Source organism: Chloracidobacterium sp., from assembly GCA_015075585.1.
Classification (GTDB): Bacteria; Acidobacteriota; Blastocatellia; order Pyrinomonadales; family Pyrinomonadaceae; genus OLB17.
Genome location: JABTUB010000002.1, coordinates 518,810 through 535,243 on the forward strand (window position 1 = coordinate 518,810; position 16,434 = coordinate 535,243).

Consider the following 16,434-nt stretch of genomic DNA (forward strand, 5'->3'; position numbering starts at 1 on the left):
GAAGAACATGATCTCCTGTACGAGGAAGACCCACATTGCGGCTGAGACGCTTGCCTCCTGCTGTGCCATGTCCTCGAACTGATGCTGCAGCCCGGGTTCGTGGTAAACGAATTTGGTCGATGTGTTTGATGACATATATATTGTCAAGCAGCGGCCTGAGCTTCAGCCACCTTGCGTGCACCCTCAAAATCGAGGCCGTTATCTTCGCTAAAGTCGTATGCTTCCCATGTTACAACGGGCGTCGTTTCAAAGTTTTCCGTAGGCACAGGCGAACTTGTACGCCACTCGAGGCCGGGCAGCATCCACGGATTGGCAGGCGCCTTTTTGCCCTTAAAGAGTGAGTGCGTAAGATATATCGCCGGCATGGTCAGCCCGACCGCGAGTACGGATGCACCCGCCGTTGAAAAGATATTCAGCACCTGCAGTTCCTCAGGATACGCCGCATAGCGGCGCGGCATGCCCAGATAACCCAAAATGAGCTGCGGGAAGAATGTCAGGTTGAACCCGACAAAGATGACCATTACCGCAACTTTACCCCAAAATTCAGAGTACATTTTACCCGAGATCTTCGGCCACCAAAGATGCAGGCCGCCGAGGAACGCAATAAGCTGGCCCCCGACCATCACATAGTGGAAATGGCCGATCACAAAATATGTTTCCGTAAGATGCACTGCCAATCCGATCGAGCCTAGAACAACGCCGGTAAGGCCGCCGATCAGGAATAATCCGATGAACGAAAGGCCGTAAAGCATCGGCGTATTGAACTGGATCGAACCTTTATAGAGCGTCGCGGTCCAGTTAAAGGTCTTGATAGCTGACGGGATCGCCACGATCATCGTCAAGAATGAGAATACAAAGCTCGCGTAAACCGATTGACCCGAGACGAACATATGATGGCCCCAGATCAAAAAACCGAAGACCGAGATCGCTATCGACGAGAAAGCTACGAATTCATAGCCGAAAACCCGCTTGCGTGCAAAGTTTGCGATAAGCTCCGAAACCACACCCATCCCCGGAAGCACCATGATATAAACGGCCGGATGTGAATAGAACCAGAAAAGATGCTGGAACAAGATCGGGTCGCCGCCCAAGGCCGGGTCAAAGATGCCGATGTGGCCCAGGCGCTCGATCGCGACCAAGAGAATGGTTATCGCAACGACCGGTGTACCAATGACCATCACAAGGCTGGTTGCGTACATCGACCATACGAAAAGCGGCAGCCGGAACCATGTCATTCCGGGAGCACGCATCGTATGTGTCGTAACGATAAAGTTCAATCCTGTAAGGATCGATGAGAATCCGGAAATAAAGATACCCAGGCCTGCGCCGACGACGTAGGTGTTCGAGAACGTGGTCGAATACGGTACATAGAATGTCCAGCCTGTATCAACACCGCCCTGGATCATTGCCCAAAGAGTAATGACGGCGCCTATGACATAGATATAAAAGCTAAGGAGGTTGATCCTCGGCAGAGCAAGATCTTTGGCCCCTATCATGATCGGCAGCAAGAAATTGCCAAGCACGGCGGGGATCGACGGGATCAGGAAGAAAAAGACCATCAATATGCCGTGCTGGGTGAACAGCTTGTTATACGTTGACGTCTCGAACAGGTCGCTGGCAGGTGTCAGCAATTCGAGGCGTATTGCCGCTGCATACAGCCCGCCCATCACAAAGAATACGGATATCGACACCAAATAAAGTATCGCGATACGCTTGTGATCCTTCGTCAATAACCACGAAGCCAAGGTTGAGCCATTACTGAGATAACTCTGCGTCGGCTTCTCAATGAATCCAGTATCTATCGTTGCTTCCGTTTGCATAACACGGCCACTCCCTATTTCTTTGTATTGCCTTTTGTCTTATCATCTGCCGCGGTAGTGGCATTGGCCGCTGCAGGCTTGGTCTCGCTGCTGGATGCCGCCGGTGTCTGCCCCGCGTTAGGGCTGAGCGACTTCACATAAGCGACGAGAGAATTCAATTGCTCCTCGGTTACCTGCCCCTTAAAGGTCGGCATTATCGGCTGGAAGCCTTCGACGACCTGTGAGGCGGGATTAAGTATCGAGTTGCGGATATAGTTATCATCGGCAGTAACACTTTCACCGGTAGAAAGTTTGACCTTCGAGTCAAAAAGACCCGTAAGATTCGGCCCGCGCGCTCCCGATGTTCCGGTGTGGCATGAGGCACATCCGAGTTTGGTATCGAAAAGGTCTCGGCCTGCCTCGACCGGCGTTTGGCCTGAGGTATTGCCGCTGAGCCACGCGTCAAAATCACGCTGCTCCATCACATATACCCATCCGACCATTCCCGAGTGGTTAAGCCCGCAATATTCCGCACAGAAGATGCGATACTTGCCGGGCTTGGTCGCATTGAACCACATATAGGTGTAGCGGCCCGGAACCACATCGGCCTTTGTTCTGAACGCAGGTACGTCAAAGTCGTGTATGACATCCTCGGTCGTCATCGTGAGCTTTATGTTAGTGTTGACCGGGACGTGCAGCTCATTGATCTCACGTTGACCTGTCAGGTGCTGTGCTTTCCACATCCACTGTTTACCGACAAGATAGATATCCATCCCTTCGGTCGGAGGCGTGTACTGGTTGTAGTAAACGATCGCACCGCCGAGAAAGATACTCATGGCAACCATCAGCGGAATGACCGACCAAGTTACTTCGAGAGCCGCCGAGCCGTGGATCTCGGGAGTTCTGGCAAATTTCTCCTTTTCGCGGTACCTCAGTCCCAAGGTAAAGATCGCAAAAACGATCGGGATCGAAAAGATCAGGCTGATCGTGAGCCAATAGAAATACAGCAGATCAACATCCCGTGCGAACGTTGACGCAGCTTCAGGAAATAATGATACCCACGAAGTGTTCAGCAATATCATATCAGTTAGCGGCAGCCGGGCCGGCATTCTTGTTCTTATTCCGACGCCAGAAAACAATGCCGAAAATTCCCATCAGTATGACGGTGGCAATGCCTCCGAGACGCATGACACGCATGATCGCAACACCGTATTTTCCGGTTGCCGGATCGTAATGATAACAGTAGAGCAAGAGCTGCTCGGCAGTGTTGCCGACCTTGCCGTCCGCGGCCTCCATGACAGCGAATTTCACGTCCTTCGGTGCGTAGTCAATGCCGTAAAAATAGTGCGACAGGCGTCCCTCGGTATTTGCGACCATTATCCCGCCGGCATGAGCGAACTGGTCAGTACGGTCATCCCATTTATAGTGAAAACCGGCGGCCTGCGTAACCTTTTGTATCTGGTCTTCGGTTCCTGTCAGAAAGTGCCAGCCATTCTCGGTACCCGGCCTGTCGTAGCGTTCGAGATAAGCTGCTTTCTTATTGCGTGCAAGATCCGGGCTGTCGTTATCGCGCGGATCAAAGCTGATCGCCAAGATATCAAAATCCTTTCCCGGGTCGAGCGAAATACCCTTGAGCGAACCGGTCAGCCCGTTGAGCACCTGAGTGCAAAGCATCGGGCACTCAAAATAAACAAAGGCTACGATCACGGGCCTTTTGCCCAGATAATCGCCAAGCCTGACCTCGCGGCCATTCTCATCCTTGAGGATCGTATCAGCCGGAAGCGGCTCTCCAAGTTTTTGATCGATACCGACGGTCTTGAGAGCGTCCGGCAAGCCGGTCGTCGTATCTTCTTTCGGATCGTAGAGACGCGGATTATAGAGCGGTGAATTATAATGCTCCATAGTCTGAGAAAAGACAGAGACCGTGCCCGCCAAGACGACCGCTGCCGTAACTGCTATTCTCAATAACTTAAATTCGTACCACATTACCTTCGTATTTCCCCCGCCAGCCGTCCTGCGCTGGCATCTGAGATCATCAAATGAGAATCCTGGAAGAGTTTGTCGGCATCATCGCCCGTTCTTGCCTTCGGGTTCGATGCCAGGAATTTCTCCTTCGCCTCATTGATCGGCAAAATGACGACCGAGCCGGTCGCCTTATCTTTCTCACCGTTCCTCCAAAGATCGATCCATTGCTTATGCAAAGCCTTCCACTCGGCATCAGGAGATTCGAGTTCGAGGTTCACACGGCCTTCGGGAGAATCTACACCGAACCCCGGGGCCGATTGAAGCCGCGGTTCTGCCGGAAGAGCTTCCTTCTGCGACATGCGCATCGGGTTGCCCGGTTCTGAAGCCTCAGCCTCATGCCTGAAATTGCCGAGGGTTTTCCATAAGACCATCATTAGGATGAACGCAGTAATGATCAACAGCGACAAACCGCCGATAAACCCGAGAATGCCCTTCATGTTCACGTCATTCTCTTCGTACGCCTTATTCAGGTCGGCCGGTGTCATTTCATGCTTATTCGAGGCCATATTGCTCCAAAAACCGTCAAAATACCTATTAATGTGCCCTGCCATGTGCGACCGCACGCTCATAGAAAGGGTCATTCACCGGCACGATCGGGCGCTTCATCAACTGCCCGATAAAGAACCACAACCAAATACCGCCGACCGCGATCGGAGCAACGAAATCAAGCCAGCTCACGATGAACGCTCCGTCCGGAATGCCCGGCGTAACACGCGGAGTCGGGGCGATCTGATAGAACATATCCACGAACCGCATCAAGAGAAGGAAGGCGCCCAGCAGTGCCAGCCTTTGGGCACCGCGCTTGAACTCCTGCTGCAAGAGGATCACGAACGGAAATGCGAAGTGAAAAAGTATCAGGATCGTGCCGATCCAACCCCAGCCGCCTTTCATTCTCACCAGATACCATGAGGTCTCTTCCGGAATGTTTCCCGCCCAGATGATCAAAAACTGTGAGAAGTTGAAATATGCCCACACCATAACGAGCGCAAGCATCAGCTTTCCTAGATCGTGAAAATGGCGTGTCGTAAGCACAGCGTCCATCGGCCGCTTATCAGCCAGATACGCCAGAACCATGACACAGAACGATAATGCGCTCAACGCCCAGCCGGCAACGAACAGAAGCCCCCACATGGTCGAGAACCAATGCGGATCGAGCATCATAACCCAATCGACAACGGCAAAGGTTACGATAACGGAATATATGACAGTCATCGGGCCAGAAAAACGCGAGCTGATATCCATCGAGCGTGCAGCTCCGGCAAGATCCGCCGCCTTATCCTGCTCACCGCCCCACTTGTTCAGCAAATAGACCATCAGGCCAAAGATAAGGAAATAACATACCGAACGTACGATCCAGAACCACGGAGCCATAAAGACACCGCGATGCACCATTACAGGGTCGTCAGGCGACAGATGCGTAAATTCGTAGAACGTGTGGTTGTAAACCCCGATCGCGATCGGAACGAACATAAGGACGATCAGCGGAAGCGTCCTTGATGCAGCTTCCGTTATTCGTCTGATCACGATGCCCCAGGCACCGCCGGTCATATACTGGAGCATCAGAAGCCCGAGGCCTCCGATACAGATGCCTGCCCACGAAATAAAGCCGAAGAGCCACGACCGAAGCCCCTGCTCAGGCTGCATATATGTGCCGACCGCCCAAACGATCAGCGCAATGCCGCCAATACCCAATGCCGCAGAACGATATTTGTTCATCTCCTTCGGAGCGTAGTATTTGTCCAGGTCTGCCATTTACTTTGCTCCTCCGCGAGTGTCGGCACTCGGTTTTGCCGTGTTGGTGTTCGCTGCGGCCGGTGCGGCCTTCACTGCCTGATCAGGATCCTGACCGGCCTGCAATGCCCTGATATAAGAAACGATCGCCCATCGGTCGGCGGGCTGCAATTGATACGAGTATGAGGGCATCCGGCCCCAGCCGTTCGTTATCACATCAAAGAAATGTCCTACAGGTGCTTTTCGCAGGCGATCATCGTGAAATGTAGGCGGCTGCGGAAATCCGCGTCGCACGACCATTCCGTCTCCGGCACCGACCGGCCCGTGGCAAACCATACAATATATGTTGTAGCGATCCTGTCCTCGATCGACCAGCTCTTTAGTTACAGGGATCGGAAATTCATCGACATCGTTGGGAAAGCTTGACACCACTGTATTTCCGCTCGCATCTGTTGTTGTTTCAGGGGCCGCGGTCGTAGGATTATCGACCTTTCCGGTGTAGAAGGCTTTGTTATCGTGAAGCATACCGCGAGGCACGACGCCTTCGGGGAGCGTTCGCGACGCACGCTTATCGCTAAAGAAATCGCTTTCTTTGTATGCGCGGTAACGCGGCTGATCCTGCATATCGAAGCGAACACCGCAGGCGGATGCAACAACAGCCGCGAGCAGGCAAAGCAAAAATATCGGAACGCGTCTCATGCTCTTGCCGCAGTGAGCGTCGCCCGCTTGAAATCGGAGGCTCTTATTCCGGAACATCAATAACCTCCTGCGAACCCAAACTTTCCATGAACTTTCGTGTCTCGTCGTAATCGTAGCTGCTGTCCTTCGCCTCGATCACCAGGAAGAACTTCTCACGCGACGCCAGAGCGAATCTTGGAATATTGAACACCGGATGATACGGCGACGGCAGGCCGTTCAGAAAAAGCATCCCGAATACGGCCACGCCGGCCGAGAACAAGATCGTCAACTCGAACATCACCGGAATGAATGCCGGCAAACTGAAATGCGGACGGCCGCCGACAATGATCGGATAATCGATCACATGCACGAAGTAAACAAGGCCGAGCGCCGTCAACAATCCGGTTACGCCGCCCGCGAATATCAAATACGGCAGTATGCTGCGTTTGACGCCAAGTGCCTCATCGATCTCATGGATCGGATAAGGCGAGAACGCATCGGTCTTTGTATAGCCGGCGTCGCGCACCGCTCTGGCTGCATCCACGAGCTGGGTCGGCGTATCGAATTCCGCCATTATTCCGTAAAGTGTCTCAGACATATCTTCTTGACCTGCTACTGCCGATAACCGGATGAATCCTGCCTCGTTTAATCGTTTGGCGGATCCGTCTTGTCATAGGTGTATTCAACCTCAAGTACGTTCTCCTCAAAATCCTGCGAATGGCCGTGAACCGCCGCATCCGGAAGCAATGTACGCACCTCGAAGATCGAAATGATGGGCACAAACCTCACGAACAGATAAAGCAGCGTGAAGAAGAAGCCCAGCGTTCCGATGAACATCGTCCAATCGAATACGGTCGGGCTGTACATCGCCCATGATGACGGCAAAAAATCCCTGTGAAGGCTCGTTACGATAATGACAAACCGCTCCAGCCACATACCGACACTGACGACGACCGATATCAGGAACAACCAAAGTTCGCTCTCTCGAAAACGCTTGAACCACAAAAGCTGGATCGAAGCGCCGTTACAGAAGATCAGAAGCCAATATGACCACCAATAAGGACCGTCCCAAATACGGTTCTTCACCATGAAGACCTCGTACTCAGCGGCGCTGTACCAGCCGAAGAACGCCTCCATCGCATATCCGTAAACGACGATAAGGCCGGTCGCAAGCATCACCTTCGCACAGTAGATAAGATGCTGATCGGTGATAAAGTCCTGCATCCTGTACCACTTACGGAGCGGAATGGCAAGAATTAACACCATCGCAAAGCCGGCATACACCGCACCCGCTACAAAGTACGGCGGGAATATGGTCGCGTGCCATCCCGGAAGCTGTGCAACCGAGAAGTCCAGTGAAACGATGGAATGCACTGAAAGAACGAGCGGTGTCGAAAGGCCGGCAAGTATGAGATATGCGATCTCATATCGGTGCCAGTGCCGCGCCGAGCCACGCCATCCCCACGAAAGCAGCGCGTAAACGAACCGGAAATACTTATTCTTGGCTCTGTCGCGAAGCGTCGCGAAATCGGGGATCAATCCGACGTACCAAAAAAGAGCCGAAACCGTTGCGTAGGTCGAAACCGCAAAAACGTCCCAAATGAGCGGGCTGCGGAACTGCGGCCAAACGCCCATCGTGTTCGGATACGGGAAGAGCCAATAAATGGCAAGCCACGGGCGGCCTGTATGCAGCAGCGGAAACATCGCCGCGCAGGCCACCGCAAAGAGCGTCATCGCCTCGGCAAAACGGTTGATCGAGGTTCGCCACTTCTGGTTGAGCAGCAAAAGGATCGCCGAGATGAGCGTTCCCGCATGGCCGATGCCGATCCACCACACAAAGTTGATGATATCGAACGCCCACGCGACCGGCTGATTGTTACCCCAAATGCCGATACCGTTCGCAAGCAGCCAAACGACCGTGAACAGCAGCAGTTGGGCCACAAGGAACGATATCCCAAAGCCGATGAACCAATGGAACGGCGTCCGCTTCTTGAGCGTTACGTCACTGATCTTGTCAGTAACGGTCGCAAGCGAATGGTCGCCCTCGATCATTGGCGGATATAATTTCTTTTCGAGGTCCTGGATATCCTGCATAGGTGATATGGCCGATCCTGAAGTGGGAACAGTTCAGAGGATCAGTGTCCTTCGCCTCCCGCTTTCGTCTCTGAATGATGTCCGGGCTTTGAGACCGGCGGCCTGTAATCCGGCATTTCTTTGTTCTGATTGGTCAGCCCCGCAAGATACGTCGTACGCGGCTGAGTATTGAGTTCATTGAGCAATACATAGTCACGTTCGTCCTTCTTGGCCTTGGCTACGGCACTGTTCGGATCGCCCATATCGCCAAAGACGATAGCGTTTGTCGGGCAAACCGACTGACACGCCGTTACGACCTCGCCGTCACGGATCTTACGTCCGCCGTCCTTACGAGCTTCGATGCGTGCCGCTGAGATACGCTGTATGCAGTACGTACACTTCTCCATGACGCCGCGGCTGCGGATCGTAACCTCAGGATTGCGCATGAGTTTATACTGCGGCGTGTTCCAATCCTGATAGAGCAGGAAGTTGAAGCGCCTGACCTTGTATGGGCAGTTGTTCGAGCAATAACGAGTTCCGACGCAGCGGTTATAGACCATATCATTGAGGCCTTCCGCGCTGTGAACGGTGGCGGCAACCGGACAGACAACTTCGCACGGCGCCTGCTCACACTGCTGGCAAAGCATCGGCTGGAAGTGCGGCCCTTCCGGATCGTTTACACTCTCACCGCCGTAATACGCATCGATCCTGATCCAGTGCATCTCGCGGCTGCGATTGACCTGCTCCTTGCCGACCACAGGGATGTTATTCTCCGCTTGGCACGCTACGACGCAGGCATTACAGCCGACACACGAGTTGAGATCGATCGACATCGCCCATTTGGTATTCTCGTCGTAGAGCTTTTCGTACGGCTCACGCGGATACATCGACTTGTCGTAAAAATTCTCCTGCTTGCCGTTCCTGATCTCCTCGTCGATGTTGGCAATATCCCAACTGCGGAGGATATCGCGGCCCTCCATATTGAAATGGATCTGTGTTGAAGCAACGTCCGTCTGCTCTCCCGTACGTGTTACGTCACCAAAGCCGTGATCCATCGCATCCGAACGGCGAACGTCATAAGCGTTATAGCCAAGCCCGGTGCCGACCTTTCCCGCACGAGTCCGACCATAGCCCATGAAGATCGTAATAACATCATCGGGTTGGCCGGGCGTGATCCACATCGGGACCGGCTTTTCGATCTCGGCACCCTGATATTTGATCTTTGCGAGGTCAGAATATTGGTTGCCACCCTTTGTGTCGATGAACGCGGTTCCCTGCATACCGCCGACGAGCTCCTCGGCATTATTCTTGCGATTTATGCCCAGCTTTTCAGCGGTCTTTGGGCTTACGAGGCCGACATTCTCCCAAGTGATCTTATTAAGCGGATTCGGAAGTTCCTGAAGCCAGCCGTTATTAGCGAAGCGGCCGTCATAGACGCTCGGATCGGGCAGTATGGCTATCTCGACCGTGCCCGAACCCGCGGCCTTGGTTTCAGGCTGGCTTAAGAACGAGGCATTCACCGAAACGTTCTTTGCCGCGAGTGCCGTATTCGGAACGATACCGTTATGAACAGCTCTACGCCAATTATCCTCGAAGGAGCTGCCGGATGCGGGTAACGCGGCAGGCACTGCTTCCGCCTTCGCGGCGGCAGGAACCGTAGTTTCCGAAGCCTTTGTACCAGCTTTCGGCGCCTCTTTCGCCTCAGGCTTCGCTTCGGCCTTCGCGGCGGCAGGTTTTATGTCTTGGGTCTGCCAATAGGCCCTGACGATATCGTAGTCCTTCTTATCGAAATCCGCTTTGAAGCAAAGCTGCACAAGCTCGTGAGCGTTCTTGCCGTCGTAAAGCGGCGCGATGAGCGGCTGCACGATCGTTGCTGTGCCGTCGAACGCACGTCCATCGCTCCAGCCCTCAAGGAAGTGCTTTTGATTAACGTGCCAATGACAATATTCGGCCGTTTCATCGAAGTGCGAACCTAAGTGAACGCGCAACTCGACCTTGTTCAGCCTGTCGGGATCAAGCTTCAGATCCGCCGGCGTGTTATAAACCGGATTCCCGCCGAGTATGACAAGCAGCTTGACCTTACCTGCGTCGATATCCTGAACAAGCTCGCGAAGCTGCTCGATCTGGAGCTTATCACTGCCGGGTGCGATCGGATCGGTATAAATAACGGTCTGGCCTACATTGCCGAGAGCCTCATTCATCGCATGGGCGATAGCGTGAACCGCCGGCGAGGCACTGCGGCCCGCAACAACTAGCGATCTGCCCTTGTGCTCCGTAAGATCTTTTGCAACGCCGTTCACCCAAGCGGCATTCTCGGAATACGCGGAGTTCGCTCCGGCAACGCCTACGGCCTTTGCGATGGCCTTGGCAACCTCGGCGATCTGGCTCGGCTTGACCGCAAGCCGGTGATCGGCCTTTGCGCCCGTCAACGAGACCGTTGACTCGACCGCATAAAGCCGATTCATCTGTTTTGTCTCGGCATTGTACGCGCGGCCCTTTGAAAAATCCTTTATATAACCGACATTGAAGTCCGAAAAAATATCATGATCGAGCGTCAATATCCTTTCGGCCTTGTCGAACTTATAGACCGAATGTACGGGCGAACCGAACGCGAGCTTTGCACCCGCCATCGCATTATCGTTATTGATCGGATCGTACTGAACGAGTTTTGCGTTCGGCAGTTCGGCGGACAGCCGCTTGAATTGGTCAATAAGCGTCGGCGAATTAAGAGTTTCAGTAAGGAAGCGTATTCCCGCCCCGCCGCTTGCACGATCGCTGTCAACGGCGGCCCTTAGCGTCGGAGCAAAAGCCTCCCACGTCTTAACTGTGCCCCGAAACTTTACCTGCTCAGAACGGTCAGGGTCGTACATATTGAGGATCGACGCCTGAGCAAAGATGTCGGTCGCCCCTTGACTTCCGGGATGGTCGGGGTTGCCCTCTACCTTGATCGGCCTTCCCTCGTAAGCCTTTGCCAAAAGGCCGGTTGAGACGCCTCCGAGCGACATGGCGGTCGCTAGAAACAGCGGAACGCCGGGAAGCTGGCCTTCGGGATTCTGAACATAAGGAACGATCTTTTCGGGCGGCTGGATCACACAACCCGTAAGGCCGGCGAGAGCGAGTGACGCTCCCATGACCTTTACGAAATTGCGTCGGCTCAGGCCTTCGTCCCACGTCTCGTACTCGTGCGGATATTCCTGAGCAATAAAGTCACGAAATTCGGGCGTATCGGCCTGCTCTTCGATGCTGCGCCAATACCGTTTAGCGTCCTGCGAGATAATGCTCTCACGAAGACGTGCAAAACTTGAGGTTTTGTCTGAACTCGCCATTTTTGCTTTTACTGATCCTTGTTCCCTGCCTGAATTAACGATGACAAGTCGAGCAACTCGTCAACATTTCCCTGCTTCTGATCTTATAATCGACCTTCAATCTGTCGCGTTCCGATTGATCGATATCGCTCGGGCGAAAGTCCATATTGAAGATCTCGGACTTCGGCCGAATGAATTTCTCCGGCTCCTTATGACACGCGATGCACCATTCCATTTGAAGGGTGTTCTCTTGGTAAACAGCCGCCATCTTATCGACCGGGCCGTGACAGGTCGAACAGCCCACACCTTTCGCCACATGAATGCTGTGGTTGAAGTAGGCAAATTCAGGCAGGTCGTGAACACGCTGCCACTCAATGGGTTTGTTCTCTCTGAAACTCGCACGGATCGGCTCGAGGTACGGCTGATCCGCAAAGAGTTGGCTATGGCAGTTCATACACGTTTGTGTTGAGGGCATACCGGCGGACGCGGTCGTTTCGACCGTCTGATGACAGTAACGGCAATCGATGCCGTCATCGCCCACGTGGTGCTTGTGGCTGAACTGCACCGGCTGCTGCCTTTCAACATACCGGCCTGTCAAATACGATGAGCGTGCGATCTGCGTATAAGCATAGAAAGCCGTCCCCGCCAATATGACGACCGCGATCAGACTGATCCTTGCTACGTTATTTGAACTCTTTCGAAAGATCTGGGCCATTTTAACTCTCTCGCATCTGCAGTTCGGTGCGCTTTTAGCCGAAACCCTGCACTATTCTCACAATGCGGGACTTCAACTTCGGCCTATCGTTTACTAAATTAGATAACGAACTGTCAAGCTATTTAGAATTGTACTAAACCTAGTGTAAAGCGCAAATTCTCAAATCGAAAAAGAAAGTTCACTCGGGTGACGGCTGTTCGACACGTCAGATCGGCCATTTTTGAACCTGATTCCTTCCGATCAAGCCGAGAACGCTAAGAGGCCGGCACCTATCGCCGCGGCATTATTTCCGAGTTCGCCCTTGATGATCTCCGTTGAGTCGAATGAAGGTGAGTATGCGAGTTCTCTTGCCCGTTCGATCGCGGCATTAAGCACGATATGGTCGGCCTCCATTACCTCGCCGCCGATGACTATCATTTCAATGTTAAGAAGGTCAATAACACTTGCGATCGCAGTCCCGACAAATGTCCCGGTGCGTTCGAGCATTAGCCTTGCAAGGTCGTCATCAGCGACCGCTGCGGCAACAATATCGTCGAGCGTGATCGCGGCCTCGTCCAATTCCACCAGCGAAGATGTATTGTCCTGATGAAAACGGCTTCGCGTCCGGCGAATAATGTTCGGTGTCGAGGCAACGTCTTCGAGCCTTGTTCCGTCAGAGTCGATCGTGAAGTAGCCGAATTCGCCCGCAAAACCCGCCGCTCCTCGCCATAGGGCTCCTTTAAATATCAGAGCACCGCCGACGCCCGAACCAAGCGTTGCATAGAACAAATTCTCTGCATCGCGGCCCGCACCGGCGACAAACTCTCCGTAGCCGCCCGCATTGGCATCGTTTTCGATGATGGCACGAATGCCTGTCCCGGCCTCCACCTCAGCCGCGAGATCCATTCCCGAAAGCTCAGGGATGTGCGAACAGTATTTGACCGTCCGGCCGTCAGATGAAACGAGCCCGGGCACGGCGATTCCGAGATGCTCGAACGGCCCGCAGGCTTTCCTGAATTCCGAAAGAAGCTCCGACATCTGCTTTACCGCGGATTCGCGAAAACTGATCTCGGCATCTTTTTTATCGAATACCGTACCGTCGCGGCCAATACACACTGCGGTCATGGATGACCTTCCCAGTTCGACACCGACAGATCTTGAGGAGTTGATTTTGCTCTCGGCCATTGATCGTACTCAACAAAAAAGAAAATTTGATCGGACTATGGCGATTTTAGACAGTAGGGTAGCGGGTGTCAATAACTACGTTCCGGCATTCGTCTTCTTTGACTGATACCGCCGGCAAGGATACTCTTTCCATTGGCGTTCATTGTTGATGCGTCCGTACCGCGGCAGCCTCGGTAATATGGAAAGACACCTTTACGAGATAATCGAGATTTACGGAGTGTATGCGGTCTTTGCACTCTGTATGGTCGAAGGTGATATTACACTGCTCCTGTCGGGCGTGCTGGCAAACAGCAGCTTCTTCGGTTCCTACAGCCTCGTAAAGGTTGTTTTCTTTGGCACGCTCGGTGCGATGGTCGGTGATTCCTTCGGTTACTTTGTCGGCTTCAAGTTCCATGACGCCGTCAAGGGTTACCGCTTTTATCAAATGACGCAGCCGCGTATCGAGAAGCTGATAGATAAGTTCGGCCCGTTCGCGATCATAATCTCGAAATACGTTTACGGCATTCGTGTCGCAATGTGTATGTTTTACGGTATCAGCCGAATGCGTTTTGTAAAGTTCCTGCTGTTTGACGCGATAAGCTGTCTGCTTTGGGTCCTCGTGCTGAGCGGCGTCGGCTACTTCTTCAGCGGCGCGGTCACGTCGATCATCGGTGACTATCAGCGTATCGGGATAGCTCTTTTCTTCATCGTTCTTGTAGGCGTGCTTGTATTCTATGTGCTTGAGCGGTACTGGCTGTCCGATAAGATGGAGGATGCCAATCCGGGAGCCGTGCAAAAACTTGAGGAGACTCTGCTTGCGGTCGAGGAAGCAGGCCTCGGAACGCTCCGCGACATAGGCGGCAGGCTGCATCTCACGCGTGAGCCGACACGCGAGGAGAGGCCGGAAACGCCCGAAGCCGGGGCAGATAACCCAGCTCAGAATGCCGTAAAAGTTGATACGACCAAACCGTAAAACCGCTTCTGTTTATGATCATCGAAACTTCAGCACCGACGCGCGTTGACCTCGCCGGCGGAACGATCGACATCCCGCCGCTTTTCCTGTTTCACGAAGGTGCTGCGACCGTTAACTTCGCAGTGTCGATGCTCGCGCATTGCCGCATTGAAACGCGAGACGACGACAGGATCATACTCGAATCCGTCGATCAGAAGCGCCGCGTTGAGACGACCGTGAGCGAGGTCGCTAGCCTGAAGAGCGAATCTGAACTCGAACTGCTGTCCAAGCTCGTTTACTTCTTCCGCCCGGAGACCGGCTTTTCGATGACCACTGAGTCTGAAGCGCCGGCCGGAGCGGGCCTTGCAGGGTCGTCAACACTGAACATTGCGTGCATTGCCGCGCTCAATAAGCTAGTCGGCGATCGTTACGCACCTGAGCGGTTCATACCGATCGCTGCCAATGTCGAGTGTCAGGTCATAAAGGTGCCGACAGGGTTTCAGGACTATTATTCCGCGCAATACGGCGGCATCGCGTGCATACACTTTCAGCCCGACGGCATGCATCGTGAGCCGCTGGCGGTTGACACATCCGTTCTCGAACGCCGCGTCGCGATCTGCTACACGGGCGAGCCGAGGGATTCAGGTGTAAATAATTGGGAGTTGACAAAGCGGCACATCGACGGCGACACGGAGCTTATAAGGCTCTTTGACGGCATTCGCGACACAGCTCAAAAGGTGCGGGCTGCGCTCCGCGGCGGTGCGTGGGACGCTCTCGGCGACATCTTGGCTGAAGCACATCCTCAGCGAAAGCTTATGTCTCCCAATATCACGACGCCTCAAATGGATCACCTGATCGATGTCGCGACGGCGAACGGTGCGATCGCCGCAAAGGTGTGCGGCGCCGGCGGCGGCGGATGTATCGCCTTTTACTGCAAAGACGGCTTTCGGAGCGAGGTTGAGGCAGCCCTTGCCGGCGAAGATGGCTCCACGGTACTCGACTGGTCGCTAAACGCGGACGGCCTTACGATCGAGACGAGTTACGAGGAAAGCTAATTGAGTGTGCTGACCGCCTTTGTGAGCGAGCGGAAGATATCGCGGCCGTCATCAGAACCCAGCAACGCCTCGCACGCTCGCTCAGGATGCGGCATCATCCCGAGGACATTTCTGTCAAGATTACAAATTCCGGCGATATTCGAGCGTGCTCCGTTCGGATTGGCATCATCCGTAACATCACCGTTTTGGTCGCAGTAGCGAAAGACCACTTGGCCGTTCTCTTCGAGCATCTCAAACGTCTCGTCATCGCAGGTATAATTTCCTTCGGCGTGAGCGATCGGCAACGACAACACTTTGCTCGGCCGAACCTCCGATGTGAAAGGCGTATTTGAATTCTCAACTTTAAGATTGACGTGCTTGCAGATGAAATGAAGACTGCTGTTGCGAATCAGAGCTCCGGGCAAGAGGCCCGCTTCACAAAGGATCTGAAAACCATTGCAGATCCCGAAGACAAAACCGCCGCGAGCCGCAAGATCTTTGATCGCACCCATCACGGGCGAAAAACGTGCTAGCGCACCTGCACGCAAATAGTCGCCGTACGAAAAACCGCCGGGAACGATCACGGCATCGTAGCCGTCGAGGCTCGTTTCTTTATGCCATACGAAATCGACCGGCTGGCCGACGTGCTTTGATACGACGTGATATGCGTCGTGATCACAATTTGAACCGGGAAAAACAATCACTCCGAATTTCACTGATCCATCTCCACCCTGTAATCTTCAATGATCGGATTGGCAAGCATATCGCGGCTGATAGCTTCGGCTGCGTCGCCGATCTCGTCCGCGGACATGGTATCGTCGAACTCAAGTTCAAAGTACTTACCTTGCCGGGCGTCCGCAAGGCCTTTATGGCCAAGCAGTTCCACAGAATGCAGGATCGCTTTTCCCTGCGGGTCCAAGACCCCTTGTTTGAGCGTTACATAAACTCTGGCTTTCATCGAGCTCCTTCCGGCCTATGC

15 protein-coding genes are annotated in these 16,434 nt (G+C 53.7%); 2 read left to right on the forward strand and 13 right to left on the reverse strand.

Features of this window, described 5'->3' with window-relative positions; all coding sequences use genetic code 11:
- Window positions 1-143 precede the first annotated feature (143 nt).
- The 11 genes from HS105_11355 to HS105_11405 form a co-directional block, all read right to left on the reverse strand.
- Window positions 144-1,820 (reverse strand): cbb3-type cytochrome c oxidase subunit I, encoded by a 1,677-nt coding sequence (locus tag HS105_11355; GenBank protein ID MBE7517183.1) that lies wholly within the window; start codon window positions 1,818-1,820, stop codon window positions 144-146.
- 14 nt (window positions 1,821-1,834) lie between these two features.
- Window positions 1,835-2,881, reverse strand: coding sequence for a cytochrome c oxidase subunit II (gene coxB, locus HS105_11360; protein MBE7517184.1), 1,047 nt, complete (start codon window positions 2,879-2,881; stop codon window positions 1,835-1,837).
- A 1-nt stretch (window position 2,882) separates the two neighbouring features.
- The gene (locus tag HS105_11365; GenBank protein ID MBE7517185.1) at window positions 2,883-3,785 is read right to left on the reverse strand and encodes an SCO family protein; all 903 of its coding nucleotides are present in this window, start codon (window positions 3,783-3,785) and stop codon (window positions 2,883-2,885) included.
- Window positions 3,785-4,330: a hypothetical protein gene (locus tag HS105_11370; GenBank protein ID MBE7517186.1), complete on the reverse strand. Its 546-nt coding sequence runs from the start codon at window positions 4,328-4,330 to the stop codon at window positions 3,785-3,787. The genes HS105_11365 and HS105_11370 overlap by 1 nt, the downstream gene beginning before the upstream one ends.
- A 28-nt stretch (window positions 4,331-4,358) precedes the next feature.
- The gene (locus HS105_11375) at window positions 4,359-5,576 is read right to left on the reverse strand and encodes a hypothetical protein (GenBank protein MBE7517187.1); all 1,218 of its coding nucleotides are present in this window, start codon (window positions 5,574-5,576) and stop codon (window positions 4,359-4,361) included.
- Window positions 5,577-6,311: a cytochrome c gene (locus HS105_11380; GenBank protein ID MBE7517188.1), complete on the reverse strand. Its 735-nt coding sequence runs from the start codon at window positions 6,309-6,311 to the stop codon at window positions 5,577-5,579.
- Window positions 6,298-6,807, reverse strand: a complete 510-nt coding sequence (locus HS105_11385) for a DUF3341 domain-containing protein (GenBank protein ID MBE7517189.1) — start codon at window positions 6,805-6,807, stop codon at window positions 6,298-6,300. The genes HS105_11380 and HS105_11385 overlap by 14 nt, the downstream gene beginning before the upstream one ends.
- Window positions 6,808-6,878: 71 nt before the next feature.
- A complete protein-coding gene (gene nrfD, locus HS105_11390) occupies window positions 6,879-8,327 on the reverse strand; it encodes a polysulfide reductase NrfD (protein MBE7517190.1) in 1,449 nt (482 codons plus the stop codon).
- A gap of 41 nt (window positions 8,328-8,368) precedes the next feature.
- A complete protein-coding gene (locus tag HS105_11395) occupies window positions 8,369-11,632 on the reverse strand; it encodes a TAT-variant-translocated molybdopterin oxidoreductase (protein MBE7517191.1) in 3,264 nt (1,087 codons plus the stop codon).
- 34 nt (window positions 11,633-11,666) lie between these two features.
- Complete coding sequence (locus HS105_11400) at window positions 11,667-12,326, reverse strand: cytochrome c3 family protein (GenBank protein ID MBE7517192.1); 660 nt, start codon at window positions 12,324-12,326, stop codon at window positions 11,667-11,669.
- A gap of 240 nt (window positions 12,327-12,566) precedes the next feature.
- Window positions 12,567-13,490, reverse strand: coding sequence for an ROK family protein (locus tag HS105_11405; GenBank protein ID MBE7517193.1), 924 nt, complete (start codon window positions 13,488-13,490; stop codon window positions 12,567-12,569).
- Between the two features lie 178 nt (window positions 13,491-13,668).
- Between HS105_11405 and HS105_11410 the strand changes: the two genes are divergently transcribed.
- Together HS105_11410 and HS105_11415 are read left to right on the forward strand one after the other, a co-directional pair.
- Window positions 13,669-14,442: a DedA family protein gene (locus HS105_11410; protein MBE7517194.1), complete on the forward strand. Its 774-nt coding sequence runs from the start codon at window positions 13,669-13,671 to the stop codon at window positions 14,440-14,442.
- Between the two features lie 14 nt (window positions 14,443-14,456).
- The gene (locus HS105_11415) at window positions 14,457-15,476 is read left to right on the forward strand and encodes a GHMP kinase (protein ID MBE7517195.1); all 1,020 of its coding nucleotides are present in this window, start codon (window positions 14,457-14,459) and stop codon (window positions 15,474-15,476) included.
- On the opposite strand, the gene purQ is transcribed toward HS105_11415, so the two are convergent.
- Both purQ and purS read right to left on the reverse strand, forming a co-directional pair.
- Window positions 15,473-16,171: a phosphoribosylformylglycinamidine synthase subunit PurQ gene (purQ, locus tag HS105_11420; protein ID MBE7517196.1), complete on the reverse strand. Its 699-nt coding sequence runs from the start codon at window positions 16,169-16,171 to the stop codon at window positions 15,473-15,475. The two genes, HS105_11415 and purQ, sit on opposite strands and share 4 nt — an antisense overlap.
- A complete protein-coding gene (purS, locus tag HS105_11425; GenBank protein MBE7517197.1) occupies window positions 16,168-16,413 on the reverse strand; it encodes a phosphoribosylformylglycinamidine synthase subunit PurS in 246 nt (81 codons plus the stop codon). The genes purQ and purS overlap by 4 nt, the downstream gene beginning before the upstream one ends.
- Window positions 16,414-16,434: the final 21 nt, after the last annotated feature.